Raw genomic sequence first — 24,707 nt, forward strand, 5'->3', positions numbered from 1 at the left:
ACGGCGACCATGACGGCAGCCTCCCGACCGGCGGGCCCGGGCGGGCTCCCGCGCGGTCACGTCTGCACTCCCGCGTGGTCACGTGTGCACTCCCGCGCGGGCTCGGGCGGACTCCCCCGCAGGCTCGGGCGGACTCCCACGCAGGCACAAGCGCCGCCTCCGGTGAGCACGCGCGGGCGCTTCCCCGTGCCGGGGCGGCCAAGGCCGGTCACACCGGCGGGAAGCGCTCGTGGCTGTCCTTACTCCCCGGCCTCCGGTGTGGCGCCGTCCACTGCGGCGAGCGCCGTCCGGCAGAGGGCGAGCAGTTTCTCGTCCTCACCGACCGCCGCGCTGTGGTGGCTGTCGTCGCTCGCGTTGTGCCGGCGCACCCGGCCCAGCTCGGCGGCCAGCAACCCGGCAACGTTCGCCGCCTCCGGCCCCATCTCGGCCCAGAGCGCGGCGACCTCGCCCCGCGTGTGCACGTTCGCCGCCCAGGCCCGCTCCAGCACCGGCAGCACCGGCCCCGGGTCCCCGGTCGCCCGCCACAACGCGCGGGCCGCCGACAGCGGCAGCCAGTGGTGCGGGTCCTTACGCCGGGCCAGGCGCCGCAGCCGCGCCAGGTACGGCCTCGCCGCCGGGCCGATCGCGGCAAGCAACTCCGTCCCGTCCCGCCACGCGTACGGGCTGTCGTCGTCAAGACAGCGCCCGGCGACCGCGAGCGCAGCATCGGCCTCACCACGGACCTCGGCCTCACCACGGACCTCGGCCTCACCGCGGACCTCGGCGCGGGCGTCGCCGTGGCCTCGGCCATTGCCGTCCGCGTTGCCGTGGGCGCGGCCGTGGCCATGGGCGTCGGCGTGAGCGCGGCCGTGGCCATGGGCGTCGGCGTGAGCGCGGCCAGCAGCGTCGGCGTGAAGGTGGGCGTCGCCACGGTCATGGCCACAGACGTGGCCGTCGTTGTTGGCGTTGGTTGCCTGGCTTATTCGCCACAACGCCTCGGCCGCCGGCACCGCCAGCCGCCGGTCCTGGCCGGCGGCGGCCTCGCGCAGGATCGGCAGGCATGCCGGCTCGGCGGGCGCGACGGCCACGAGCGCGCGGAGCACGGCGGGGGTGATCGGCCCGTCGAGCAGGTCGGGCAGGGCCTCGGCGGCGACGGGGCCGATGGCGGCGAGCGCGTACGCCATGCCGTCGCGGCGATGGTCGTGCGGGTCGCCGGCGGGCAGGTCGCGCAGGCGGCGGCGCACCAGCGGCACCAGCGGGGCGGCGCGCGGCCCGAAGGGGACCAGGAGCGAGCCGGTGTGGCGGGGCAAGGGCTCGCGGTCGAGGACCCAGGCCAGCATCGGCAGGGCCCGCTCGTCCCCCGCATGGCTGAGCGCTTCCAGCGCCCCGCCGACGGTCGGCAGGTCACCGGGCCACTCGACGACCCAGGCCAGGTGCCCCTCGTCGGCGCTCGTGTGCGGCAGCGCCCGTACGGGAGCGGCCCCCAGCGCCTCCACCAGCGCGCCGGCGGCCGGCGCGGCCAGCGGGCCCAGCGACTGCAGCACGTTGACGGCACGCGGGCGCGTCCGTGCGTGCCCGTCGCGGACCTGCTCGCCGATCGCCCCGACCAGCTCTCCGTAGTCGCCGCGCCAGCCCTCGATGAGCAGGCTCGACGGCCACAGCGCGTCCAGGCGGCACTCCCAGTCCGGTGCGCGCAGCAGCGCGGTCAGCAGGCGCACCCGGTCGGCCACCCGGTCGCCGTAGGAGGAGCTCAGGCTGCGCACCAGCTCGGCGGCCCGGGGCGCGCGCCGGCCCTCGTCCTCCCGCTCGCGCAGCCGGCGCACGGCCCCGACGAGCGTGCCGGTCTCGAAACCCGCGGTCGGGACGCCGGCCGTGCCCGAGCGGTAGACGGCGGCGACCATCCGCAGCGCGTCACCGACCTCGACCAGCGGCGAACCACCCGTCGGCCCAAGCCCGCCGTCACTCCCCTGGCCGGGTGGGCTCCCGCCCGGCTCGCCATCAGCGCCCAGGCCGGGTCGCTTCCCGTCCGCCACACCAGGACCGCCATCACCGCCCAGGCCGGATCGACGCCCGCCCGCCCCGCCGGGACCATGGTTACCGCCCTGACCGGGCCGGCTCTCTCCCGTCGCGCCGGGACCGTCGTCACTCACCCGATCGGGCCGGCCCGCGGCAGGCAGCGAGGTGAGCTCGGCCAGGGCGACCAGCCGAAGCTCCGGGTCCGGATCGGCGGCGACGATGCCGGCCAGCAGGTCGCGCGGCGCCGCGCCGGACTCCCCCGCGCGCCGCGCCAGCGTGCCCAGCGTACGGAGGAACGCGGCCCGCACGCTCGTGTCGCCCTCGTCCGCCAGCCGGGCCGTCAAACGGGCGAGCGCCGCGCGGCCCTGGCCGGTGCAGGCGGGCAGGACCTCGGCCGCCGCTTCCCGCACCCGCGGATCGGCGTCCTCAAGCAGGCGCTCCCACAGCGGGTACGCCGCCGCGACCGCCTGGTTGGCCTTCCGGTACGGCCCCGACAGCTCGTCGGGATCCTCGGCCGAGCCGATGCCGGCCAGCAACCGCACCACCTCCGCCCGCCCGGGCAGCCCCGGGCGGGCGGCGATGCGCAGCAGGAACGGGATCGCCGCGAGCGTGCAGGGGTAGACGTCACCCTGGTGGTGCGCGCCCGCGTACATGCCGTCGAGCGCGGTCTCGCGAACGGCGGGATCGGGGTGCGCCAGCCCGCGCAGCAGCTCCGGCACGTCGCCCGCGGAGCCGTAGGCGTGCCGCATGCGGCTCCAGCGAACCTCGTCCAGCCCGGCGAACAGATCAGCGGCCTCGTCCATGGGCGGCCATCCTGCCGGACGCCGCCGACAGTCTTCGACCCCGCGAGCCCATGGTGACACCCCGGCCTGCGAGCCGATGGTGACAGCCGGTCCGCGAGCCGATCATGACAGCCGGTCCGACGCCTTTACGTTGTAGATTTTGCCTGGATGCCCGGTGGCCGCGACTGTCCACTGCTCCGAGGGTAGAGGGAGGGCTCACCTAGTCAGGGAGGTCCTGATGGACACCCCGCGCACTGCGGCCACCCGCTCCCCCGTGCAGCTCGCCGCGCTCGTCGTCGGCGTGGTGTTCCTGCTCGTCGGCGTGCTCGGCTTCATCCCCGGCATCACCACCGGCTACGACGACCTGCGGTTCGCGGGCCATGAGTCCGACGCGCACCTGCTCGGCGTCTTCCAGATCTCCATCCTGCACAACATCGTCCACCTGCTGTTCGGCATCGCCGGGGTGCTGCTCGCCCGCACCTGGAGCGGCGCGCGCAACTTCCTCGTCGGCGGCGGGGTGATCTACCTGTTGCTGTGGATCTACGGCATGCTGGTCGGCCACGACAGCCCGGCCAACTTCGTCCCGCTCAACGCCGCCGACAACTGGCTGCACCTGGTGCTGGGCATCGGCATGATCGCCCTCGGCCTGCTCCTGGGCCGCCGCCGCGTGACCGCCGGCCACTGAGCACCGCTCCCGCCGAACCAACCGGATATTTTACCCAGCCGCGTAATCGCCGACTGGGACGGCAAAAGCAATCCCCGCCGGGCACCTCACAGGCGGGGATTGCTTTTGCCGTATTTGCACCGCTTTTGGGGCGATATGTACCTTCGGTAGGCGGCGGTGCACGTACGGACACCTTGCTGTGGTGTCGTCGCCCGCCCCGCCGGCCGGACCGAGCGCCAGGCCGCTCCCGCATCCGAAGCCCGAACCCGTCCCGGTCGGCGGCACGAAAGCAAGGAGTCATCACCTCATGCTCAAGCCCCGGCTTGCCGCCACCCTCAAGAACCGGATCTCCGAGCGCTTCGGCCTCGCCGTCGGCGGCGCGATCCTGGCGGGCGCCGCCGCTCTGACCGGAGTGGTGGGCACGGCACTGGCCTCGCCCGCCGGGCATGTCGCCGCGCACGAGACCCGGCAGGAAGCCCACCGGCTCTCCTACGGCCTGGACATCTCCAACTACGAGCCGCTCTACGACTGGAGCGCCAGCTCGGCCCAGTTCGGCATCGTCAAGGCCACCGAGGGCACCGGCTTCCGCGACGCGTCGTTCGCCAGGAACTGGCGCGAGCTGGGCGACAAGGGGATCGTCCGCGGCGCCTACCACTACGGTCACCCCGGCAACGACCCCATCGCCGAGGCCGACCACTTCCTCGCCGCGGTGAACGCGCAGCCGGCCGCGCCCGGCGACCTGCTGGTGCTGGACCTGGAGACGACCGACGGCCGGTCCGTCGACGAGGTCAACGCCTGGGCCAGGGCCTGGCTGTCCCACGTGAAGGCCAGGACCGGGGTCACCCCGATGTTCTACAGCGGCTGGAACTTCGCCGACACCTACGGCAGGGGGCTGGCCGAGTACCCGCTCTGGGTGGCGCACTACGGCAGGGACAAGGGCATGATCACCCCGCCCGCCGACTGGAAGTCCTGGACGATCCACCAGTACACCGACTCGCCGGTCGACCAGAACGTCTCCGCGCTGAGCCCCGGCCAGCTACGCGAGCTGGGCAGGGCCTCCGCGTAAGATTCACCGCCCGCGCCCATCGCACCGCGCGACGCTCCCGCCCATCGCGCGCCGTGACGCCCCGCCGCCCGCGCCCATCGTGCCGGGCGGCGCCGTTCGCCCGGCCCGGCCGCCCGTTCCCGCCGACGCTAGCGGCTCCCGCCCAGCAGCTTGCCGAGCAGCGCACCCAGCTGGCCGCGCTCGTCATCGGTGAGGGCCTGGAAGGTGTCGTCGAGGAAGGCCGGGATCGAGGCCTGCGCGGCGGCGAGCCGCCGCCGGCCCGAATCGGTGATGGTGACGGCGTAGGAACGCCGGTCACGGGGGTTGCGCTCCCTGCGGACGTGCCCCTCCCGCTCCAGATCGTCGCAGACGCCGACCATGACGCTGCGGTCGATGCGCAGCTCCTCGCTGAGGGTCTGCTGCGAGCAGGGGCCGACGGCGTCGAGCATCCGGAGAACGAGATGCTGCCCCACCCCGAGCCCCTCCTCGGCGGCGTGCGCGTCCGCGGCTCTGGCCACCGCGGCAGAGGCCCGGCACAGCGCGATGTCCAGCCGCTCGGCCGCCAGTCGCGGGAAGTACGCCGTCCCGCGGGCCGCCTTGGTCGTCGTCGCCATCGCCGTCCTTCCGTTCGGAGCCGCCAGTCTATATCCGTACAGATAGTTTGACTATAGACGATCTGTAGGCATACGGTTTCTCGCATCATCTGCATCCCAACTGTTTGCATCCAGATGAAAAGAGGGACGTCGTGATGCTGGACCTGAACCCCGACGAGCTGCTGAGCACCACCCGCGCGGTGCGCAAGCGGCTCGACCTCACCCGCCCCGTGCCGCGCGAGCTGATCGAGCAGTGCGTGGACCTGGCCGTGCAGGCGCCCACCGGCCGCAACCGGCAGCGCTGGCACTTCCTCGTCGTGACCGAGCCGAAGCAGCGCCGCGCCGTGGCCGACCTCTTCCTGCGCGCCCAGGCCCTGGCCACAGGCCAGCCGCTGACCGAGCGCGACCTGTGGCGGATGAGCCACCACCCCGGCTCCACCGACCGCGTCTTCGACGGCCTGCGCCACCTGGCCGCCAACATCCACCGGGTGCCCGCCTTCGTCATCCCCGCCGTGGAGGGGCGCACCGACGGCGCCCCGGTGACCGTGCAGGCCGGGACGTGGGGATCGATCCTGCCCGCGGTGTGGAGCTTCATGCTGGCGGCGCGGGCGCGCGGCCTGGGCACGGTGTGGACGACGGCGCAGGGGCCGCTGGAGCCTGAGCTGGCCCGGGTGCTCGGGGTGCCGTACGAGGAGGTCATGCTGGCCGCGTTCATCCCGCTGGCCTTCACCGTCGGCACCGATTTCAAGCCCGCTCCCCGCGTCCCGCGTGAGGAGGTCCTGCACTGGGAACGCTGGTGAGCGGCCGGGCCGGTCGCCGCCCGCGGCCCGCCCGGCATGCGTGCGACGCCGGGCGCGGCCGTCATGATCACGACCTTGAGCTCGGAGTCCGCCGTCGGTCAGCACGTCGCAGCCGACCGGCACGGGGAGCCCGCCTGGCCCTGACCGGGTCCTGCCGCCCTAGGGACGGCGGTCCGGGATCCAGGAGCCGTGGAAGCCGGTCGGCACGCCGCGGGGCAGCTCCACCGACGCCACCGGCCCGCCCTGCACGCGGCCGGCGTCGAGGACCAGGAGCTGCGAGGCGGAGCCGTCGCGGCGGGTGGCGACGGCCATCAGCCAGCCGTCGTCCTCCCGGCGCGGCCCCTGCGCCGCGGGCACGAACACCGCCTCGCCGATCATCGTGTCGCCGTCCAGGACGTGGGCGGCGCTCGTCCCGTCGTGGAGGTCGTACTTGACGATCGCGCAGCGGTCGCGGCTGCGCGGCTCGCCGCCGGTGACCGTGTAGAGGAAGCGCGAGCGCCGCCCGGTCAGGTCGTCGTCGATCGTCGGGAACTCCACCACCCGGTCGTCGAGCCGCTGCTCGGCGGCGGCGCCGGTGGCCGGGTCGAGGGTCCAGCGGTGCAGGCGGGCGCGGCCGACCGCCGGGTCCTGCGGGGCGAAGCCGCGCGCGGCGTCGGCCCGCGACAGCAGCGCCCACAGCGCCGTCCACTCGGCCGGCGAGTAGCGGACCGCGTCCACGACGACCCGGCCGGTGGCGTCCTCGTGCGCGTTGCCGACGTGGAAGACCCAGCACGGCTCGATCTCGAACCAGGTCACCGCGGCCTGCGGCCGGTCGTGCCGCATCAGGCCGAGGCGGGCGCCGTGGGCCTCGTCCCAGCCGTACGGCATGCCCTGGCCGGCGAGCGCGAGCTGGAAGGTCATCGGCAGGTCGAGCCAGACGACGTGGTGCTCGGTGACGGCGAAGTCGTGCATCATCGTGCCCGCCCGCACCGGGACCTCGCGGCTGTGGACGAGCTCGCCCTTGGCGTCCAGCCGGTGGTAGGTCAGGAACGGCGGGCGGAAGCCGTAGCCGAAGAAGTGCAGCTCGCCGGTGTCCGGGTCGCGCTTGGGGTGGGCGGTCATGGCGGTGGTGAGGCGTCCGCCGAAGTCGCAGGGGCCGACGGTGCCGAGCTCGGGCGTCACCTCGTACGGCAGGCCCACCTCGACCAGGGCGTAGATGCGGTCGGCGTGGGCCATCACGTGGGTGTTGGCCGAGGTCGAGGCCAGGTCCACCCTGCCGTCGGGGCTGACGAACGGCCTGCCGTGGAAGGCCCCGGTGCGCACCCACCGGTTGCGGTACCACTCGGCGCGGCCGGCGCGCAGCCGTACGCCGTGCAGCATGCCGTGGCCCGCCTGGAGGTGGCCGCCGCGCCGGCCGGGCAGGGGGTTCGGGCCGTTGCGGAGGTAGCGGCCGTCCAACTCGGGCGGCAGCGCGCCGGTCACGGGCAGGTCCACGGCGTCGATCTCGTCGGGGACCGCTTCGAGGTGGCCGGGGAGGTCGTACTGTTCGACGGTCTCGGGGTCGATCACGGCGCCCCTCCAGCGGAGTCGGGAGAGCGTCACCATAGAACGGGGCCACGGCGTCGCCCAGGGTCGTCACGGACACAGTTCCGCCCCGCTGGGGTGCCGGTCAAGGCCGCGGCAAGCAAGGTCGCGCCCCCGGCGGTTCGGCTGGGTTCGCCGCAGGGTGTTGCCTATCGTGAGCGCCTGTTGCCCAGGAAAGGCGGATTCAGGATGCTCCATCGGCAAGCTGCGCGGCCCGTGCGCGGGAAGCCGGCATGAGCCGGTCACGGTACTCCCGGGTGGCGGGGGTGGCGGTTCACGTGCCGGACGGCGGCCTGACGACGCCGCAGCTGGAAGACCTGCTGGCCGAGCGCAACCCCGGGATCCGCGTGCCGCGCGGCCTGATCGAGCGGCAGAGCGGCGTGCGGAGGCGGCACGTCGCCCCGCCGGAGTGCATGGCGTCGGATCTGGCGGTGGCGGCGGCCCGCGAGCTGCTGCGGCAGACCGGGCACACGCCGCCGTCGATCGACCTGATCATCTACGCGGGCGTGTCCGGCGACGCCGTCGAGCCCGCGACGGGGCACATGGTCGCGAGCAAGCTGGGGGCCGGGTGCCCGGTCTTCGACGTGCGGGACGCCTGCAACAGCGTCCTGCGGGCGATCCACCTGGCCGACGCGCTCATCACGGCCGGTCACCACCGTACGGTCCTGGTCGTCTGCGGCGAGGTCGTCACCACCGGCATCCGGTGGCGCGTGGAGTCGCAGGAGGACTTCGAGCCGGCGATCCCGTCCTACACGGTGTCCGACTCGGGCTCGGCACTGCTGCTGGAGTCCAGCGGCACTCCTGGGGTGCTCGGGCACCGGTTCGGGGCGAACTCCGCGTACTGGGAGTCCTCGATCATGCCGTTCGTCCGGGACGACTCCGGTGGTTTCCGCGCCGGCGACTTCGCCATCGACCCCATCGCACTGGCCATCGGGGTGCAGAAGCTGGACCTGAGCGTGCTGCGGCAGCCGCTGGCCGAGCGCGGGCTCGGCTGGGAGGACATGGCCGTGGTGTGCGCGCACCAGCCGTCGCTGGCGGCGCTGCACTGGCTGTGCGAGCTGATCGAGCTGCCCAGGGACAGGGCCGAGGTGACGATCGCCGAGCACGGCAACCTCGCCGCCTCCACGTTGCCGATGCAGCTGCACCAGGCCGAGCGGGCGGGGCGGCTGCGGCGGGGCGACCTCGTCGCCCTGGTGGGCGTGGCCAGCGGGCTCAGCTCGGGGACTGTGCTGCTGCGCTGGTGACAGCGTGCGGGGCGGGCACGGCGGTGGCGGTGGCCGGAGCGGGCAGCCCAGGGCGCACCCCGCGAGCCCCCAGAGTGAGTGATCGTGACAACCGGACGATGGGCGCTGGGCGGCGAGCTGAGCGTCGCGAGGATCGGCTACGGCGCGATGAAGCTGACCGGCTGGCCGAGGGGCGACCGGCCCGGCCGCGACACCGCCCTGGCGGTCCTGCGGCGGGCCGTGGAGCTCGGGGCGAACCTGCGCTCGCTCGGCGTGGACCGCCTCGACGTGGTGAACCTGCGGATGGGCGCCCTCGACGGGAGCTCGCCGGTCGCGCCCCTGGAGACGCTGCTCGCGCTGCGCGAGGAGGGCCTGATCCGCCACCTGGGCGTCTCCAACGTCACGGCCGCCGAGTTCGCCGAGGCCAGGAAGCTCGCGCCGATCGCCTGCGTGCAGAACCTCTACAACCTGACGCGGCGCGAGGACGACCCGCTGGTCGACGCCTGCGCCCGGGCCGGGGATCGCCTACGTGCCGTTCTTCCCGGTCGGCGGCTTCCAGCCGCTCACGGCCGCGCGCCTGGACGCCGTCGCCGCCCGGCACGGCGCGACGGTGCCGCAGGTGGCCCTGGCCTGGCTGCTGGCCCGATCGCCGAACATCCTGCTCATCCCCGGCACCGGCTCGCCTGTCCACCTGGAGGAGAACGTCGCGGCGGGCACGCTGGAGCTGTCCCCCGCCGATCTCGCGGAGCTCTCGGAGCTCGGGTAGCGGCGCAGGTCAGGCCCACCAGCCGCCGGCGACCTCGACGCCCTCGCTGTCGAGGGCCTTGTGCCACACGGGGTCGCGCAGCAGCCGCGCCTCCCAGACCCGCACGACGCCGTCGGGCCCCGTGACCGCGTCCTCGCCGGACGGGTGCAGGAACAGCTCGCTGGTGCCCTCGGGAAGGGCGGCGAGCCGGCGCAGGTAGTCGTCCCGCAGCCGCTCGTAGCCGCCGAGCTCGCGGGCGGTGCGGCGGTTGGTCGCGATCGTCTGAGGGATGGCGACGCCGAGCGCGTCGGCGTGGGCGACGGCGCGTTCGTGGGCCGCGGCGAGGGGCGGCGGGAGGGGGCCGCCGAAGTACGGCTCCGGGTCGCGGGGCAGCCGGAAGGCCAGGCCGTGACGGGCGCACCAGGCGAGCGTCTCGGCCAGCCAGGATCTGCCGTGCAGGCCGTACAAGGTGCCGGAGTGGGAGTCGGCGGCCACGGGCGCCAGGCCGCGCTCGCGCATCCACCGCAGTTGCGCGTCCGCCTCGCCGATGACGTCCCCGGCCTCGCCGCGGGCGCCGAGCACGAACGGGTCGTCGCTGAGCGTCCCGTCCGGGTCGGCGAGGCCGGCCGCGCCGCCGAGCGGACGCCAGCGCGGCAGCCCGCGCTCGCTGGTGAGCGTCACGTGCAGGCGCGGCACGACGCCGGTCGCCGCCACCCGCCGCGCGGCCCGCTCCGCCTCCGGCGAGACGCAGATGAGCGTCGTCGCGGACACCTGTCCCTCGGCGAGCAGCGCGACGATGACGTCCGTCGTGCCCGGCTCCCTGCCGAGATCGTCGGCCGTGATCACGACGCGCCGGCTCATCGGGGCCCCTCCGAGCCGCTGTCGCCGGTCTGCGGCGCGACCGGCTCGCCTCCGGAACCGGGAGGCGGCGCGACCGGCTCGCCGCCGGGGCCGGGAGGCGGTGGCGAGGCAGGCTCGCCCGCCTCGGGCGGCGTCTCGATCGGCACCGAGACGAACCGCGCCGCGACCGCGCCGATCGCCGTCAGCACGAACGGGTACACGCACAGGTACACCCGGAACGCCAGGCCGGGGTCGGCGCCGGGATCGGCCCCCGAGTTGTAGCCGAAGAACACGCCGAGCGAGGTGAGCGCGAGCCCGGTCACGATCCCGTTGAGCCGGGAGAAGAACCCGAAGGCGGACAGGAAGAGCCCTTCCCGGTGCTCCCCGTTGCGGGTCGCGTCGGCGTCCAGCACCCGCGCGACGATGAGGTCGTTGGTCGCGAGCATGCCCGACCACCCGGCCCCGACGAGCACCCCGGCGGCGATCGCGGTGACCAGGTCGGTGGCGAGGAACAGGACGGCGAAGCTGATCGCGAGGACGGCGAACGCGAGCCGCCACGTCCACAGGGCGCCGCGGCGGGCCACGACGCGCGTCCACACCGCGAGGCCGGCCGCCGAGACGAGGATGACCACGCCCTGGAGGTAGAGCGCGTCACCGACCGGCAGGCCGAGCGAGTAGCGCACGTAGAGCTGGATGCCCGACAGCACGAGCGCCATGGCGATGCCGTAGCAGGCGCCCGTGAGGCCCACCGTCCAGAACATCGGGTTGCGCACGATCGACCAGATGCTGGCCAGCAGCCGGGGCCGCTCGCTGGTCGAGTAGCGCGGCCTCTCCCGCGCGCTGAGCGCCATGAACACGATCACGGCGACCGCGATCGCGCCGTAGACGATCGCGGTGGTCCGGAAGCCCTCGGTGGACTCCTCGGTGCCGAACACGCTCGTCGTTAGCAGCGGCGTGACCGCGAGCGAGATGACCAGCGCCACGAGCTGGAAGCCCTGCCGCAGGCTGTTGGCGACCGCGCGGTCGCGCTCGCGCGGGTACAGCTCGGGCAGCAGCGCGCCGTAGTTCGCGTTGAGCATCGAGTCGAAAGCCTCGCACAGGATCGCGAACACCGCGAACCAGAGCACGAGGCCCATGCCCTCCAGCGAGGCCGGCGCGGAGAAGAACGCGATCATGCAGGCCGCCAGCATCGGCGCGCCGACGAGCAGCCACGGCCGGCGGCGGCCGAAGCGGGTGCGGGTGCGGTCGGACAGGTGGCCGAGCAGCGGGTTGTCCAGGGCGTCGATGACCGCGTAGATCACCATGACCGCGCCGTAGGCGCGCACGTCGAGCCCGAGGATGTCGACGTAGTAGAGGATCATCGACCCCTTGATCATGTTGATCGGGATCGAGGTGCCGAACATCCCGATGGCGTAGCGCCACGCGGGCGTCCGGCCCGGGCCGGGAACCGTAACAGGCTGGGACACGCGATCACCTTCCTTGCGGGGGCGCCGGTGCCGTACGTCGCAGGCTCACGGCAGGGATTCCCCCATTGGCTTGATCGTCCGGCGGCCGGTCGCCGTTCCATGGGAGCGGCCGGTCAGCGTCCGCGGAGCCGCTTTCGTTACCTGTTCTTTCCGTGATCGTCCCTAGGACGCGGGCGCGTTCCCGGCCGTTGGAGAACGGGGGGCACCGGCTTCAGGAACGTCCGGGCCGCTGGGCGCACGCGTGATGGATCCGCGAGGTGCGGGACCGGCTGGCGGTGACCGGGGGCGGGGCCGGATGGTCCGCTCGCTGCCGGCCCCGCTGCAGCCCAGGGCGCCGTCCCTTCCCGGCTTCGTCACGCCGGCCGAGGCCGAGCACGGGTTCGAGGCCGGGACGGAGGCGATCCCGGCCACGCCGGGACGGCGGGTGCTGGAGGAGCCGGCCAAGCTGGAGCGGGTGCACGGCGCCGGGCCCCGGCTTCGCCGGCTGGCGGGCCGGACGGGCGGGCCGGACGGGCGGGCCGGACGGGCGGGCCGGACGGGCGGGCCGGACGGGCGGGCCGGACGGGCGGGCCGGACGGGCGGGCACGAGCGGCCTGCTGATGGCCGCCTACCCCGTCGGGGTCGCCCTGGACGGGCTCGTGCTCGGCCGGCTGGTCCCGCCGCGCACCCGGCCGCGGCTCGTCCGGCCGATGCTCCTCACCGTCCCACTGCTGCCGCTGCCCGCCCTGGCCGACCCGCCCGCCGCGGTGGTGGCGCTGCCGATCCTCGCCACGGGGGTCGCGGGCTCGGTCCACCTGCCGCTCGACGGGCTGTTCCCCCAGGTGCTCCCCGACGGGTTCCGCGCCCGGGCGTTCGGGGTCATTCGGAGCGGGATGCGACTGGCGTGCCTGGTGGAGGCCGCCGTCCGCCAATCCCGGCCGGCCACAGGAGGCTGACCGCCCCGGCCGCGATCACCGTAGGGGGCGGCGCCATCCGCCCCCGCAGGTCGTGAGGCCGCTCATCGTGGGGCTCCGCCGGGCGTGGTGGGGCGGGCCCAGGTGGCGAAGAGGGTCAGGGCGAGCAGGGGGAAGACGGTGCCGGTGGTGAGGGCGGTGGCGATGGACGCCGCCTCGCCGGTGCTCGCGCCGCCGTACACGGTGGTCATCCCCGCCAGGCCGAGCGCGCCGCCGAGCTGCTGCATGCCCTGGTTGAGGCTGGACGCGGCGCCGAGGTGGGCGGGCGGCGCCTGGTGCATGATGACGGCGGTGAGCGGCGCGATGGTCAGGCCCGCGCCGAGGCCGAGCAGGACGAACGGCCCGAGCAGGCCGGCGGCGAAGGTGTCGGCGGCGTCGATCCGCGACATCCACCACGATCCGGCCAGCAGGGCCGACATCCCTGCGGAGCCGACGATCCGCTCCCCGTGGCGCGGCACCAGGCGGCCGGTCAGCAGGTTCGCGGCGAGCAGCGCGGCGCTGAAGGGCAGCACGGACAGCCCGGTCTGGAGCGGGGTGAAGCCCAGCACGTTCTGGGTGAACAGCGCGGTGAAGTACAGCAGACCGGCCTGGCCCGCCGGGATCAGCATCATGGCCAGCAGCGGGGCGGCGCCGCGCATCCGCGTGAAGAACTCCAGCAGCACGACGGGGGCGGCGTGGCGGCGTTCGATGAGGACCAGGGCACGATGACCGCGGCGTGGCGCAGCCGCTGCGCGGAGGGTGGGTCGTCGCCGTTCGCGGGCGGGACGACCCGGTCTGTGCCCGGATCGGGGGCCGCGTTCCGAAGGTGATGGGTGCTCACCGTAGCGTCCTCTCTGGCCGTGGCCGCGCGCCGGCAGATGTCCGGCGCCGCACGGGTGGGAGTGTGCGTCACCTCCGGGCGCGGGCACACGAAAACTTGCCGATCCGGCAAGAAGCACCCGCTACGGGAAGGCGGGCGCGTACGCGGACGGCTGACGCCGCCGCTCCTCCCCTGGCGCGGCGGGGCCGGCCGAGCCCGAGCCGCGGCGTCGCGAAGGCGACGAGTGGCTCTACGTGCTCAGCGGGCGGCTACGGCTCGTACGCGGTGACGGGGCCTCGCTCTCCGGTGGCCGGGCCCGGGCGCCGTGGAGCATGAAGTCGGCCATGCGCTCCAGGAAGTCGTCGTCCAGGGGGTGACCGAGCATGAGCCAGTGGAAGTAGAGCGGCCCGGAGATCATCTCCAGCAGGAAGCCGGGATCGGTGTCGGCGGGCAGTTCGCCGCGTTCGACCGCGCGCTCGAAGATGACTCCTGAGACCTTGAACCTGGCCGGCCAGAACCTGTCGAGGAGCTCGTACAGGTCGGCGTTGGCGGCGCCGCGCGGGCCGGCTTCGCGGTGCAGCACGGCGACCCAGGGGACGTCGAGGCCGAGCCGGATCTCCTTGAGCAGCTCGATGAGATCCCCGCGCAGGGTGCCGGTGTCGGCGGGCGGCACCAGCCGGCCGCGGCGCTCGATGAGGGCGGTGGACACCAGGCCGGCCTTGTTGCCCCAGCGGCGGTAGACCGTCGTCTTGTTGACGCCCGCGCGCTCGGCCACCGCGTCGACGCGCAGCGCGGCGTAGCCGACCTCGGTCAGCTCCGCGATGGTGGCGTCGATGACGGCTTCGCGCACGCGCGCGGTCCGGCCGCCCGGCCGGACCGTGGCGGCGTCGCCGCGCAGGTGCTGGACGTCGTCCGCGGGGGCTCCTGCCATACGGCCAGGTTAGGGCGGCGCCGATCCTAGACACAACTTCCGGGTGCGTTAAGCGAAATAAAGCCAACAATCGGTTGCGTTAAGGGCTAGGCTGTTAAAGCAACAGATCGTTGCATCAGGGATGGAAGAGGAGAACCACCATGATCTACCACCAGGTCCGCATCGCCCTGAAGCCCGACGCCCCGGAGGACCAGGTCCAGCACGCGCTCGACCTGATGCGCGCACTCGGCGACAGGCTCGACGCCGTCGAGTTCTTCGTGGTCGGCCGAGACTTCGGCGGCGAGTTCCACTACGGCGCCATGTACGCACTCAAGGACATCGACGCCTACCGCACCTACATGTACGACCCGCTGCACCGCCGGATCGACGCGATCGGCCTGCCGCTGGCGGCCGGCATGATCTCTCAGGACCTCACCGACGACCCCGACCCCGAGATCGGCGACAAGATCGCCCAGGTGCACCGCGACCGCTTCGCCGACCACCCCGAACTGCTCGGCCTCGTCGAGGGCCTCGGCTCCTACGAAGGCAGCGGCGTCCCCACCGACTGAATCCCGAAATCATCAGATGAACGATCCGCGCATTAAAAGAGGCGATATTTCGTTTTATGCGATGCAAACAAGGCGAATGTACAGCCTGCTATACCTGGGGCAGGCAGCGGGCGGTATCGTCACGACTTATCGCCCTTTCATAGGGTGAGAAGGACATCCTGGCGATGCGCCATGGTGTGTCCTGTTGATTTCTGGCCGACCGAACCTGTCGATGGTTCACCGAGAATCCGGCCGGCGCGCCCGGGAGCGCGCTCACCAGCAGTATCAGCCGGGTGTTCGGAGAGGGATCGGGGATATGTCATCGGGGATTGACAACCAGTCGGAATTGCTGGGATCGCGCCTGGAGGCGGCGCGTGAGCTGGCGTTCGTGGGCCGGGAGGAAGAGGTCGCGGTTTTCAGGGCGGCGCTGTTCGGCGGCGGCGCCAGTGTGTTGTACGTACACGGTCCGGGCGGCATCGGCAAATCGGCTCTGTTGCGGCGGCTCGGGCATGAGGCCGTGGTGGCGGGCAGGCCGGTGTCGGTGGTGGACGGGCGGACGCTGGAGCCGTCGCCGGCGGCGTTCGGGGCCGAGGCCGGGCCGGCGCTGGAGGAGGCGGGCGCGGTGCTGCTGGTCGACAATTTCGAACGCGTCCAGGGGTTGGAGGGGTGGCTGCGGGAGCGGTTCCTGCCGCGGGTGCCCGTGGGGGCGCTGGTGGTGATCGCCGGGCAGTACCCGCCGGACATGCGCTGGCAGGCCGATCCGGGGTGGGCGGGAGCGCTGGAGGTGCTGGCGTTGCGGGACCTGCCGGCCGCTGATGCGCAGGCCCTGCTGGACTCGTGCGGGGTGCCGGCCGAGATGCGCGAGCCGTTGCTGGCGTTCGCCGGCGGTCATCCGCTGGCGTTGCTGCTGGGGGCGGCGGTGGCGGTGAAGGACGGCAGGGCCTGCCGGCGGTGGGTGCCGGATCAGGATGTGGTGGCCACGTTGCTGGATCAGCTGGTGGGTGAGCTGCCGTCGGCGGCGCACCAGCATGCCCTGGAGATCTGCGCGCATGCGCACATGACGACGGAGGCGTTGCTGCGGGCGGCGTTGCCGCAGGAGGCCGCGAGGTTGTTCCGGTGGTTGCGGCGGTTGCCGTTCGTGGAGTCGAGCAGTCTCGGGTTGTTCCCGCATGATGTGGTGCGCGAGTTGCTGGAGGCGGATCTGCGCTGGCGGGATCCCGAGGGGTACGCGGTGATGCACGACCGTATCTACGCGTATCTGGCGGAGAAGGTGCGTACGGCGGGTGAGGCGGACGTGCTCGGCGCGGTGGCGGCGCTGCTCTACCTGCATCGGGACAACGGGGCGCTGACCGATTTCGACCGCTGCCGCGACGAGGGCGAGTTCCAGGAGGAGTTGTTCAGGCCGGAGGACGTCGGCGCACTGGTCCGGGTGGCCACGGCGGCCGAGGGCACGGCCTCCGCGCACCGCGCCGCCTTCTGGGCCGGACGGCAGCCGGAGGCGTTCCGGCTGTACCGGCGGACCGAGACCGGCGAGCTCGTGGGCTTCTCGGCCTGGCTACGCCTGGAGAAGCTGGACGAGCAGGAGGTGGCGGCCGATCCCGTGGTGGCCGCGGCGTGGGCGCACGCGCGGGCCACCACGCCGTTGCGCGCCGGCGAGCACCTGGCGGTCAGCCGCTTCTGGGTGCTGCCGCAGTATTGCGGCGATTCGCCGGTGCTGGATCTGATCCAGTGGCGGATGATCGGCAACTGTCTGCGCACCGAACGCATGGCATGGTCATACATCGCGATCCGGCGGCCGAACCACGCTTGGGTGCAGCACCTCGAACGTTACGGGATGCACCTCATCCCCGGGCCGCCACAAGTGGACGACGACGCCCACACCCTCTTCGTGCACGACTGGCGCGCGGTTCCGGCGCAGGCGTGGCTGGAGCGGATGAACCGCCTGCTCCTCCACGGCTCCGCCGACGGCCCGGGCGCCGCCGCCGCGGAGCTGGCGGTGTTGTCCCAGGCGCAGTTCGCGGAGGCGGTCCGCGGAGCGTTACGCCAGCTGTCGCGGCCGAGCGCGCTGGCCGCCTCCCCGCTCACGCGCACCCGGCTGATCGCCGATCGGGCCGGGCAGGACCCGGGCACGGCGCTGGGCGACCTGCTCCGCCGGGCGATCGACGGCCTGCGCGAGGACCCGCGCTCGGTCAAGTTCCACCGGGCACTGTCCGTCACGTTCCTGCACGGCACGCCCACCCAGGAGCTGGCCGCGGAGCAGCTCGGCCTGCCGTTCACCACCTACCGCCGCCACCTGACGGCCGGCGTCGAACGCGTCTGCGCCGACCTGTGGCACCGCGAGCTCTACGGCGCCGACACGTCGTGAACGGCGCGACGCGGGGCCGGCGGGAAATGGGCAGCGAATGGACTGTCGGACGGTCACTGGTGCTGAGGCGGGCGAGCCGATCGGCCGGCTCTGCCTGGCGTGGATCGGCCCCGCCGGCACGTTCGCGATCGTGCGGCTGTGATGACGCCGGCCGGGAGCCCGTCCGACGCGCTCGCCCGGGCGGGCCGGTCGGAAACGGAGCTGCACCTGCCGGCCGTCCTCGCCTGGCCGCCACGTCGATCGTTCACTCGCAGATAATCTGTGGCGGGATGATCTGGGTAGACTGGCAGGCATGACAGCGATGGCTCCCGCACGTACCGAAACAGACCTGTCCTTCCTCCTCGACCACACCAGCCACGTGCTGCGCACCCAGATGGCGGCCGCACTGGCCGAGATCGGGCTGACGGCCCGCATGCACTGCGTGCTGGTGCACGCCCTGGAGGAGGAACGCACCCAGATCCAGCTCGCCGAGCTGGGCGACATGGACAAGACCACGATGGTGGTGACCGTGGACGCCCTGGAGCAGGCGGGCTACGCCGAGCGCCGCCCGTCCAGCACCGACCGGAGGGCCCGGATCATCGCGGTCACCGAGGCGGGCGCCGAGATCGCCAGGCGCAGCCAGGAGGTCGTCGACGACGTGCACCGGGCGGCGCTCGGGACGCTGCCGGACGACGAGCGCGAGGTGCTGGTCCGCGCCCTGAACCGGCTGGTGAGCGGGCATCTCGCGACCCCGGCCGAGGGCCCGCAGCAGGCCCGCAGGGCACGGGAACGTGCGAAGTAGTTCCGACAGGGATCGTCTATTACGGAACTATCTGCTACGGTCTCTCCTGTCGACCTGAGACGGGAGAGACCATGTCGAATGTGCTCAACTCGCGCTGGACCGCCCTGGGCGTGCTGTCCGCGACGGGACTGATGACGATCCTGGACGGCAGCATCGTGACCGTGGCGATGCCGGCCATCCAGCGCGATCTTGACTTCTCGGCCGCCGGGCTGAGCTGGATCGTCAACGCGTACCTGATCCCCTTCGGCGGATTGCTGCTCCTGGCGGGCCGGCTGGGCGACCTGATCGGGCGGCGGGCGATGTTCCTGGCCGGGAACGCGGTCTTCACCGCCGCCTCCGTGCTGGCGGGCGCGGCCACCGACGCGAGCCTGCTGATCGCCGCCCGGTTCCTCCAGGGTGTGGGCAGCGCGCTGGCCTCGGCCGTGGTGCTGGGCATCCTGGTGACGCTGTTCACGGACCCGGCGGAGCGCGGCAAGGCGATCGCGATCTTCAGCTTCACCGGGGCGGCCGGCGCGTCGATCGGCCAGGTCGTGGGCGGCGTGCTCACCGACGGGCTGAGCTGGCCGTGGATCTTCTTCATCAACGTGCCGATCGGGCTGGTCACGATGCTGCTCGCGCTGCCGGCGCTGCCCGCGGACCGCGGAGCCGGCCTGTCCGCCGGCGCCGACGTCCTCGGCGCCCTGCTGGTGACCTCCGGGCTGATGCTGGGCATCTACACGATCGTCAAGGTCGAGGAGTACGGCTGGCTCGCCGCCCACACCCTGGGGCTCGGCGCGCTCTCGCTCGCCCTGCTCGGCGCCTTCGTGGCACGCCAGGCCACCGCGAAGGCCCCGCTGATGCCGCTGCGGATCCTCCGCTCGCGCAACGTCGCCGGCGCGAACCTCGCCCAGATGCTGAGCCTGTCCGGGATGTTCGCCTTCCAGGTGCTCGTCGCGCTCTACATGCAGCGGGTCCTGGGGTACGGCGCCCTGGAGACCGGCCTGGCCATGCTGCCCGCCGCGGTGGGCATCGGCACGATCTCGCTGTTCGTCTCCGCCCGGCTCAGCGCCCGCTTCGGCGCCCGTACGGTGCTGATCGCCGGCCTGGTGCTGCTCGTGGCGGCGATGCTGCTGCTCACCCGGGTCACGGTGGACGCCGGTTACCTCACCCACCTGCTCCCGCCCATGGTGCTGATCTCGGGCGGCGGGCTGGTGCTGCCCGCGCTGGCCACCCTGGGCATGTCCGGCGCCAGGGACAGCGACGCGGGCCTGGCCTCCGGCCTGTTCAACACCACGCAGCAGGTGGGCATGGCCATCGGCGTGGCGGTGCTGTCCACGATGGCCGCCTCGCGCACCGGCGAGCTGCTGGCGGCCGGGGCGGGCGAGGCCGCCGCGCTCACCAGCGGGTACCGGCTCGCGTTCGCCATCTCCGCCGGGCTGCTGCTGGCGGCGTTCGTGGTGGCGCTCGCCGTCCTGCGCAGGCCCGCCGGCGGCGGTGACCTCCCGGCCGGCGCGGACTCGCCGTCGCTGGAGACCTCCGCGACCTCCTGAACCCCCGTTTCCACAGGCCCGGCACGCCACTGGCGCGCCGGGCCCAGGGTTTCCCCGGAGTCCTTCCCGGATGCGCGCAGCCGCCCCTTGCCGCACCCTGTCCTTGCCGTAGCCGCGATGGCAAGGAGGAGGAACGTGTCGTACCTGCGCAATCCAAGCTTCGAAGCTCCCGACCTCGCACCCTGGACGCGGATGAACCAGGCGGGCTCCGTCAAGGCCAAGATCTGGGGCACGGGCGACGCCAGATCCGGCGGCGCCGTTCTCGTCATGAGCACGAGCCAGCAGGAGGGCTCCGTCGCCCAGGACTTCACCGCCGCCGGGCCGCCCGCGAGCGTCTCCTGCTTCGCCTGGGTCAGATCCGGCTCCCAGACCCCGGTGCGGGGGTCGCTCGCGCTCTGGGACCTCGGCGCCGGCCGCTCGGTGTCGGCCCGGTTCACGGCCACCCCGGAGTGGCGGTTCGTGACCTGCACGATGGACGTCACCGGCGGCGCCCCGAAACAGATTCGTGTCGAGTTCTACCTGCTCACGCTGAACCAGGAGCTCTGGGTCGACAGCGTGAACGCGTTCTGAGCCGTCGATCCCGGGCTCATCGGCCGGCGTGGTGCCACCACGCCGGCACTTCGGTTTCAGGAAGGTTTCGGACTCTTGACAGGAGGGGGACCACGCCACAGTATCTTCACCACTAACTTTATTCCTAAAGAAAGTCCTCTTACATGGCAGGCACGGACCGCGGCGACCTCACCAGGACGGCCATCCTCGCCCTCCTCGGGACGGTCGGCCCGCTGAGCCGCAGCGAGATAGCCCGCGAGCTCGACCTCAGCCCCGCCACCGTCACGCAGCTCACCAAGGAGCTCATCGGGCACGGCATGCTGGAGGAGCTCGACCTGAAGCCGTCACGCGGCGGCCGTCCTGCCCAGCGGCTGGGGCTGGTGGGCAGCGCCGGCCGGGCGCTCGGGGTGAAGGTGACGGCCGACCACCTGGTGCTGGTGGACGCACGGCTCGACGGCGAGGTGCTCGGCTCCTGGGAACGACCTCACGACCCGGCGGCGCCCGACGCGCTGGAGCACCTGGCGGACGCGGTGGAGTCCGTGGTCCGCGAGATCCCCGGGGTGCCACCGCTGCTGGGCGTCGGGGTCGGGGTGCCGGGCAGCGTGGACGACCAGGCCGTCGGCACCGTCAACGCGCCCACGCTCGGCTGGCAGGCCATGCCGGTGGGCGAGCGGCTGCGCCGCCGGCTCAACCTGCCCGTCCTGGTCGAGAACGACGTGAACGCGCTGGCCGCGGCCGAGCGGCTGTACGGCCGGGGGCGTACGCACAGCGACTTCCTCGTCCTGACCATCGGTCGCGGCGTCGGCGCGGCGATCGTCGCCGGCGGCCGGGTCTACCGGGGGGCGCGGGGCGGCGCGGGCGAGTTCGGCCACCTCCAGGTGGATCCCGGCGGGCCGCCCTGCGGGTGCGGCGCCCGGGGGTGCCTGGAGGCGTTCGTCGGCTCGGCCGGGCTGCTGGCCACCGCCCGCGCCCGGTACGCCCTCCCCCACGCGCCGGGCACGGACGCGGCGCAGGCGGAGGCGCGGGATCCGCTCGGCGCGGTGGCCGGGCTCGGCCGGGCCGCGGCGGGCGGTGACGCGGCGGCGCGGGAGGTGTTCGCCGAGGCCGGGGCGATCCTGGGCCGCGCCACGGCGGGGCTGATCAACGTGGTGGACCCGGAGGTCGTGGTGGTGCTGGGCGAGGGCACGGCCGACTGGCCGCTGTGGCGGACCGGCTTCGAGCCGGCCCTGCGCGCGCAGCTGTACCCGGGGCGGCGCGACATCTCGGTCGAGGTGGAGAGCTGGGACGACACGAGCTGGGCGCAGGGCGCGGCGGCCCTCGTGCTGGCCACCCCGTTCGACTCCGCGGGAGCGGCGGGCGAGCAGGGCCGCCTGGTCCGCGCCCGCCTGATCGGAGCCGGCTCGTGAACGCCCGCCCGATCCGCGCCCGGCTGATCCATGCCCGCCCGATCCATGCCCGCCCGATCCGCGCCCGGCTGATCCGCGCCCGGCTGAGGGGAGGCGCCTCGTGAGCGTCCGGCAGGCCATGCCCCAGGCCCCGCCCAAGGCGCCGGCCGGCCACGCCCGCCCGAAGCGGCGGGGCGGATGGCGCTACGCCGGCACGGTCGCGCTGTTCCTGCTGCCGAGCCTGGTGCCCCTGACCCTCTACACGCTGATCCCCATGGTCGGCTCGTTCTGGACCAGCCTGCACGAGTGGGACCTCATCACCGAGATGCGCTGGGTGGGCCTCGGCAACTACGTCGAGCTCATCGGCGACCCCGACACCCGGGCCGCGTTCCTGCACACGCTGTCCTTCATCGCCGGCTACCTGCCGCTGGTCTACCTCGGCGGCCTGGGGCTGGCGGTGCTGCTCAACCGGGCGATGCCGGCACGCGGCCTGCTGCGCGGCGTGTACTTCCTGCCCGTGATCACGAGCTGGGTCGTGGTCGCGCTGATGTGGAAGTGGCTGCTCAACCCGGCCAGCGGCATCGTCAACTGGGCGCTCGGCCTGGTGGGCGTGAGCGGGCCCGGCTGGTGGACCGACCCCGACTGGGCGATGCCGTCGATCATCCTCGCCTCGGCCTGGAAGGACCTGGGGTTCGTGATGATCATCCTGCTGGCCGGGCTGCAGGCGATCCCCCGGGAGTACCAGGAGGCCGCCATGGTGGACGGCGCGACGGCCTGGCGCAGGTTCCGGCACATCACGCTGCCGCTGCTGTCGCCCTCGACGTTCTTCGTGGTGGTGATCTCGCTGATCAACGGTTTCCAGGTGTTCGACCAGGTCCAGATCATGACGGGCGGCGGGCCGGGCGGCGCGACCCAGGTGGTGGTCTCGCAGATCTACGACCTGACCTTCCGCTACGGCCGGGCCGGGGCCGCCTCGGCGTTGTCGTGGCTGCTGTTCGCGCTGGTGCTGCTGGTGACGATCGTGCAGATCCGCGGCCAGAAGAGGTGGGTGACCTATGGGTAAGGTCCTGCGATACCTGCTGGTGGGGATCGGCGCGCTCGTCATGCTGTTCCCGTTCGGCTGGGCGGTGATCACCTCGATCACGCCGAGCGACGCCGTCCTGTCCGTTCCGCCCGACTTCACGCCGGAGGGCGCGAGCCTCGACGCGTACGGGCGGCTGCTGGAGACGCTGCCGTTCTGGCGGATCGTGCTCAACAGCGCCTGGATCGGCGCCGCCTCCACCACGTTGCAGCTCGTCACCAGCGCGATGGCGGCCTACGCGTTCGCCAGGCTGCCCTTCCCCGGGCGGGGCGCGCTGTTCGCGGTCTACCTCGCGACGCTGATGATGCCGCTGCCGGTGCTGGTCGTGCCGCTGTTCATCGAGATGCGCGCGTTCAACCTGGTCGACACGTACTTCGCGCTGCTCGCGCCGACGATCGCCTCGGCGTTCGGCGTGTTCCTGCTGCGGCAGGCCGTCAACCAGGTGCCCAGGGAGTTCGACGAGGCGGCCGTCCTCGACGGCGCCGGACATTTCCGCATCTTCCTGTACGTGGTGCTGCCGCTGATCCGCCCGGCCCTGGCCACGTTCGCCATCTTCGGCTTCATGGCGAGCTGGAACAGCTACCTCTGGCCGCTGATCATCATCAAGTCGCCGGAGTTCATGACCCTGCCGCTGGGTCTGGCGACCCTGCACGGCCAGTTCACCACGCAGTGGGACGTGGTGATGGCGGGCTCGGTCGTCAGCGTCGTCCCGATCCTCATCCTGTACGTCTTCGCGCAGAAGCACGTCATCGCCAGCGTCGCGCAGAGCGGGCTCAAGTAAAGGAAACCCCCCATGTCACGACACATCAAGATCACCGCTGCCGTCGCGGCGGCCGCGTTGCTCGCCACCGCCTGCTCGCAGGGATCGGCCACCAGGGGCACCACCGCCGAGGCCGGCGGCAAGGTGACGCTGCGGTACTTCACCTTCTCCGCCGCGCCCGACCACGTGAAGGACCTCGACACGATCGAGAAGGCCTTCGAGAAGGAGAACCCGAACGTGGACGTGGTCGTCGAGACCGCGCCCTTCGACCAGTACTTCACCAAGCTGCAGACCAGCATCGCCGGCGGCACCGCGCCCGACACCTTCGAGCTCAACTACGAGAACTTCGTCACCTACGCCAGCGCCGGCTCCCTGCTCGACCTCGGCACGGTGGCGGGCGACGTGGACACCTCGGTGTACGCGCAGGAGTCGCTCAACGCCTTCAAGCGGGACGGCAAGCAGTACGCGCTGCCCGCCTCCTTCTCCACGGTCGTGCTCTTCTACAACAAGGACCTGTTCGACGCGGCCGGCGTGCCCGTGCCGACCGCGGACTGGACCTGGCAGGACGAGCAGGCCGCCGCCGAGAAGCTGACCGACAAGAAGAAGGGCGTGTACGGCGACTTCCAGCCGGTGCAGTTCTTCGAGTTCTACAAGACGCTCAAGCAGGCGGGCGGCGAGTTCCTGTCGGCCGACGGCAAGAAGTCGGCCTTCAACAGCCCGCAGGGCGTCAAGGCCGCCACCTGGCTGGTGTCCAAGGTGGGCGAGACGATGCCGACCGAGGCCGAGATCGGCGGCACCGCCGACTACGACACCAACCTGTTCAAGTCCGGCAAGCTCGCCATGTGGCACAACGGCATCTGGCAGTTCGCCGGCCTGAAGGACGTGCCCTTCGAGTGGGACGTCGTCGTCGAGCCGGGTGACTCCGCCAAGGCCAGCGCGGTCTTCCACAACGCGGTGGCGGCCTCCTCCACCACCAAGCACGGCAAGCAGGCGTGGGCCTGGGCCCGGTTCCTGTCGGCGTCCGGCACCGCGGCCACCACCCGGATCCAGTCGTCGTGGGAGCTGCCGCCGGTCTCCGACCAGCAGGTGCTGTCCGGCTACCTCAAGGACCCGAAGCCGGCCAACCGGCAGGCGGTCTTCGACTCGCTCAAGTCCATCGCGCTGCCTCCGGTGATCAAGCGCCAGCAGGAGATGCAGGACGCGGTGACCAAGGAGCTCAGCGAGGCCGCGGCCGGGCGCAAGAGCGTCGAGGACGCGCTCAAGGCGGCCGCCACCGAAGTCGACGCGCTGCTCGGCTAGCCGTTCCCCCTTCTACGCACTCAGGAGAGTTT

Annotated in this window: 22 protein-coding genes and 1 pseudogene; 16 read left to right on the forward strand and 7 right to left on the reverse strand. The window is 72.9% G+C overall.

Translation table 11 applies throughout. The features are described 5' to 3' along the window. Positions 1 to 239: 239 nt before the first annotated feature. Positions 240 to 2,798, reverse strand: a complete 2,559-nt coding sequence (locus HD597_RS22885) for a HEAT repeat domain-containing protein (RefSeq protein WP_253744727.1) — start codon at positions 2,796 to 2,798, stop codon at positions 240 to 242. Positions 2,799 to 3,015: 217 nt separating this feature from the next. Here HD597_RS22885 and HD597_RS22890 point away from each other — a divergent pair, with 217 nt between their 5' ends. Further along, the gene (locus tag HD597_RS22890) at positions 3,016 to 3,462 is read left to right on the forward strand and encodes a DUF4383 domain-containing protein (protein ID WP_253744728.1); all 447 of its coding nucleotides are present in this window, start codon (positions 3,016 to 3,018) and stop codon (positions 3,460 to 3,462) included. Between the two features lie 286 nt (positions 3,463 to 3,748). After that, on the forward strand, positions 3,749 to 4,507 hold the full coding sequence (locus tag HD597_RS22895) for a glycoside hydrolase family 25 protein (protein WP_253744729.1): 759 nt from the start codon (positions 3,749 to 3,751) through the stop codon (positions 4,505 to 4,507). Positions 4,508 to 4,635: 128 nt separating this feature from the next. Here the strand turns inward: HD597_RS22895 and HD597_RS22900 are convergent, their stop codons facing one another. Beyond that, positions 4,636 to 5,100 (reverse strand): MarR family winged helix-turn-helix transcriptional regulator, encoded by a 465-nt coding sequence (locus HD597_RS22900; protein ID WP_253744730.1) that lies wholly within the window; start codon positions 5,098 to 5,100, stop codon positions 4,636 to 4,638. Between the two features lie 134 nt (positions 5,101 to 5,234). Between HD597_RS22900 and HD597_RS22905 the strand changes: the two genes are divergently transcribed. Next, on the forward strand, positions 5,235 to 5,879 hold the full coding sequence (locus tag HD597_RS22905; RefSeq protein ID WP_253759457.1) for a nitroreductase family protein: 645 nt from the start codon (positions 5,235 to 5,237) through the stop codon (positions 5,877 to 5,879). 159 nt (positions 5,880 to 6,038) lie between these two features. Here HD597_RS22905 and HD597_RS22910 read toward each other — a convergent pair whose 3' ends face one another. Then, complete coding sequence (locus HD597_RS22910) at positions 6,039 to 7,427, reverse strand: carotenoid oxygenase family protein (protein ID WP_253744731.1); 1,389 nt, start codon at positions 7,425 to 7,427, stop codon at positions 6,039 to 6,041. Between the two features lie 248 nt (positions 7,428 to 7,675). Between HD597_RS22910 and HD597_RS22915 the strand changes: the two genes are divergently transcribed. From HD597_RS22915 to HD597_RS65920, 3 genes and pseudogenes are all read left to right on the forward strand, one after another. After that, a complete protein-coding gene (locus HD597_RS22915) occupies positions 7,676 to 8,686 on the forward strand; it encodes a 3-oxoacyl-ACP synthase III family protein (protein WP_253744732.1) in 1,011 nt (336 codons plus the stop codon). 282 nt (positions 8,687 to 8,968) lie between these two features. Beyond that, a pseudogene (locus HD597_RS65915) lies at positions 8,969 to 9,124 on the forward strand (aldo/keto reductase); the annotation flags it as partial. Positions 9,125 to 9,194: 70 nt separating this feature from the next. After that, a complete protein-coding gene (locus HD597_RS65920) occupies positions 9,195 to 9,431 on the forward strand; it encodes an aldo/keto reductase (protein ID WP_308210682.1) in 237 nt (78 codons plus the stop codon). 9 nt (positions 9,432 to 9,440) lie between these two features. Here the strand turns inward: HD597_RS65920 and HD597_RS22925 are convergent, their stop codons facing one another. Together HD597_RS22925 and HD597_RS22930 are read right to left on the reverse strand one after the other, a co-directional pair. Next, positions 9,441 to 10,271: a ChbG/HpnK family deacetylase gene (locus tag HD597_RS22925; protein ID WP_253744733.1), complete on the reverse strand. Its 831-nt coding sequence runs from the start codon at positions 10,269 to 10,271 to the stop codon at positions 9,441 to 9,443. Further along, a complete protein-coding gene (locus HD597_RS22930) occupies positions 10,268 to 11,716 on the reverse strand; it encodes an MFS transporter (RefSeq protein ID WP_253744734.1) in 1,449 nt (482 codons plus the stop codon). Before HD597_RS22930 ends, HD597_RS22925 begins: the two co-directional genes overlap by 4 nt. 599 nt (positions 11,717 to 12,315) lie before the next feature. Between HD597_RS22930 and HD597_RS22935 the strand changes: the two genes are divergently transcribed. Beyond that, on the forward strand, positions 12,316 to 12,651 hold the full coding sequence (locus HD597_RS22935; RefSeq protein ID WP_253744735.1) for a hypothetical protein: 336 nt from the start codon (positions 12,316 to 12,318) through the stop codon (positions 12,649 to 12,651). A 62-nt stretch (positions 12,652 to 12,713) separates the two neighbouring features. Here the strand turns inward: HD597_RS22935 and HD597_RS22940 are convergent, their stop codons facing one another. Together HD597_RS22940 and HD597_RS22945 are read right to left on the reverse strand one after the other, a co-directional pair. Continuing rightward, positions 12,714 to 13,607, reverse strand: a complete 894-nt coding sequence (locus HD597_RS22940; protein ID WP_308210684.1) for an MFS transporter — start codon at positions 13,605 to 13,607, stop codon at positions 12,714 to 12,716. A 111-nt stretch (positions 13,608 to 13,718) separates the two neighbouring features. Next, complete coding sequence (locus HD597_RS22945) at positions 13,719 to 14,399, reverse strand: TetR/AcrR family transcriptional regulator (RefSeq protein ID WP_253744737.1); 681 nt, start codon at positions 14,397 to 14,399, stop codon at positions 13,719 to 13,721. Between the two features lie 140 nt (positions 14,400 to 14,539). On the opposite strand from HD597_RS22945, the gene HD597_RS22950 reads away from it, so the two are divergent. The 9 genes from HD597_RS22950 to HD597_RS22990 all read left to right on the forward strand — a co-directional run bounded on the left by HD597_RS22950 (position 14,540) and on the right by HD597_RS22990 (position 24,675). Further along, on the forward strand, positions 14,540 to 14,947 hold the full coding sequence (locus HD597_RS22950; protein WP_253744738.1) for a Dabb family protein: 408 nt from the start codon (positions 14,540 to 14,542) through the stop codon (positions 14,945 to 14,947). Between the two features lie 295 nt (positions 14,948 to 15,242). After that, on the forward strand, positions 15,243 to 17,291 hold the full coding sequence (locus tag HD597_RS22955) for an ATP-binding protein (protein WP_253744739.1): 2,049 nt from the start codon (positions 15,243 to 15,245) through the stop codon (positions 17,289 to 17,291). A gap of 292 nt (positions 17,292 to 17,583) precedes the next feature. Then, positions 17,584 to 18,072, forward strand: a complete 489-nt coding sequence (locus HD597_RS22960; RefSeq protein WP_253744740.1) for a MarR family winged helix-turn-helix transcriptional regulator — start codon at positions 17,584 to 17,586, stop codon at positions 18,070 to 18,072. Positions 18,073 to 18,143: 71 nt separating this feature from the next. Next, positions 18,144 to 19,601: an MFS transporter gene (locus HD597_RS22965; protein ID WP_253744741.1), complete on the forward strand. Its 1,458-nt coding sequence runs from the start codon at positions 18,144 to 18,146 to the stop codon at positions 19,599 to 19,601. A 135-nt stretch (positions 19,602 to 19,736) separates the two neighbouring features. Then, on the forward strand, positions 19,737 to 20,171 hold the full coding sequence (locus HD597_RS22970) for a hypothetical protein (RefSeq protein WP_253744742.1): 435 nt from the start codon (positions 19,737 to 19,739) through the stop codon (positions 20,169 to 20,171). Between the two features lie 143 nt (positions 20,172 to 20,314). Then, positions 20,315 to 21,556 carry an ROK family transcriptional regulator gene (locus HD597_RS22975; protein WP_253744743.1) on the forward strand — a complete coding sequence of 414 codons (1,242 nt, stop codon included), beginning with the start codon at positions 20,315 to 20,317 and terminating at the stop codon, positions 21,554 to 21,556. 100 nt (positions 21,557 to 21,656) lie between these two features. Next, the gene (locus HD597_RS22980; protein WP_253744744.1) at positions 21,657 to 22,598 is read left to right on the forward strand and encodes a carbohydrate ABC transporter permease; all 942 of its coding nucleotides are present in this window, start codon (positions 21,657 to 21,659) and stop codon (positions 22,596 to 22,598) included. After that, positions 22,591 to 23,397 carry a carbohydrate ABC transporter permease gene (locus HD597_RS22985; RefSeq protein ID WP_253744745.1) on the forward strand — a complete coding sequence of 269 codons (807 nt, stop codon included), beginning with the start codon at positions 22,591 to 22,593 and terminating at the stop codon, positions 23,395 to 23,397. Before HD597_RS22980 ends, HD597_RS22985 begins: the two co-directional genes overlap by 8 nt. A 12-nt stretch (positions 23,398 to 23,409) precedes the next feature. Beyond that, positions 23,410 to 24,675 carry an ABC transporter substrate-binding protein gene (locus HD597_RS22990; RefSeq protein ID WP_253744746.1) on the forward strand — a complete coding sequence of 422 codons (1,266 nt, stop codon included), beginning with the start codon at positions 23,410 to 23,412 and terminating at the stop codon, positions 24,673 to 24,675. Positions 24,676 to 24,707: the final 32 nt, after the last annotated feature.

The sequence above is a fragment of the Nonomuraea thailandensis genome, from assembly GCF_024172165.1.
Classification (GTDB): domain Bacteria; phylum Actinomycetota; class Actinomycetes; order Streptosporangiales; family Streptosporangiaceae; genus Nonomuraea; species Nonomuraea thailandensis.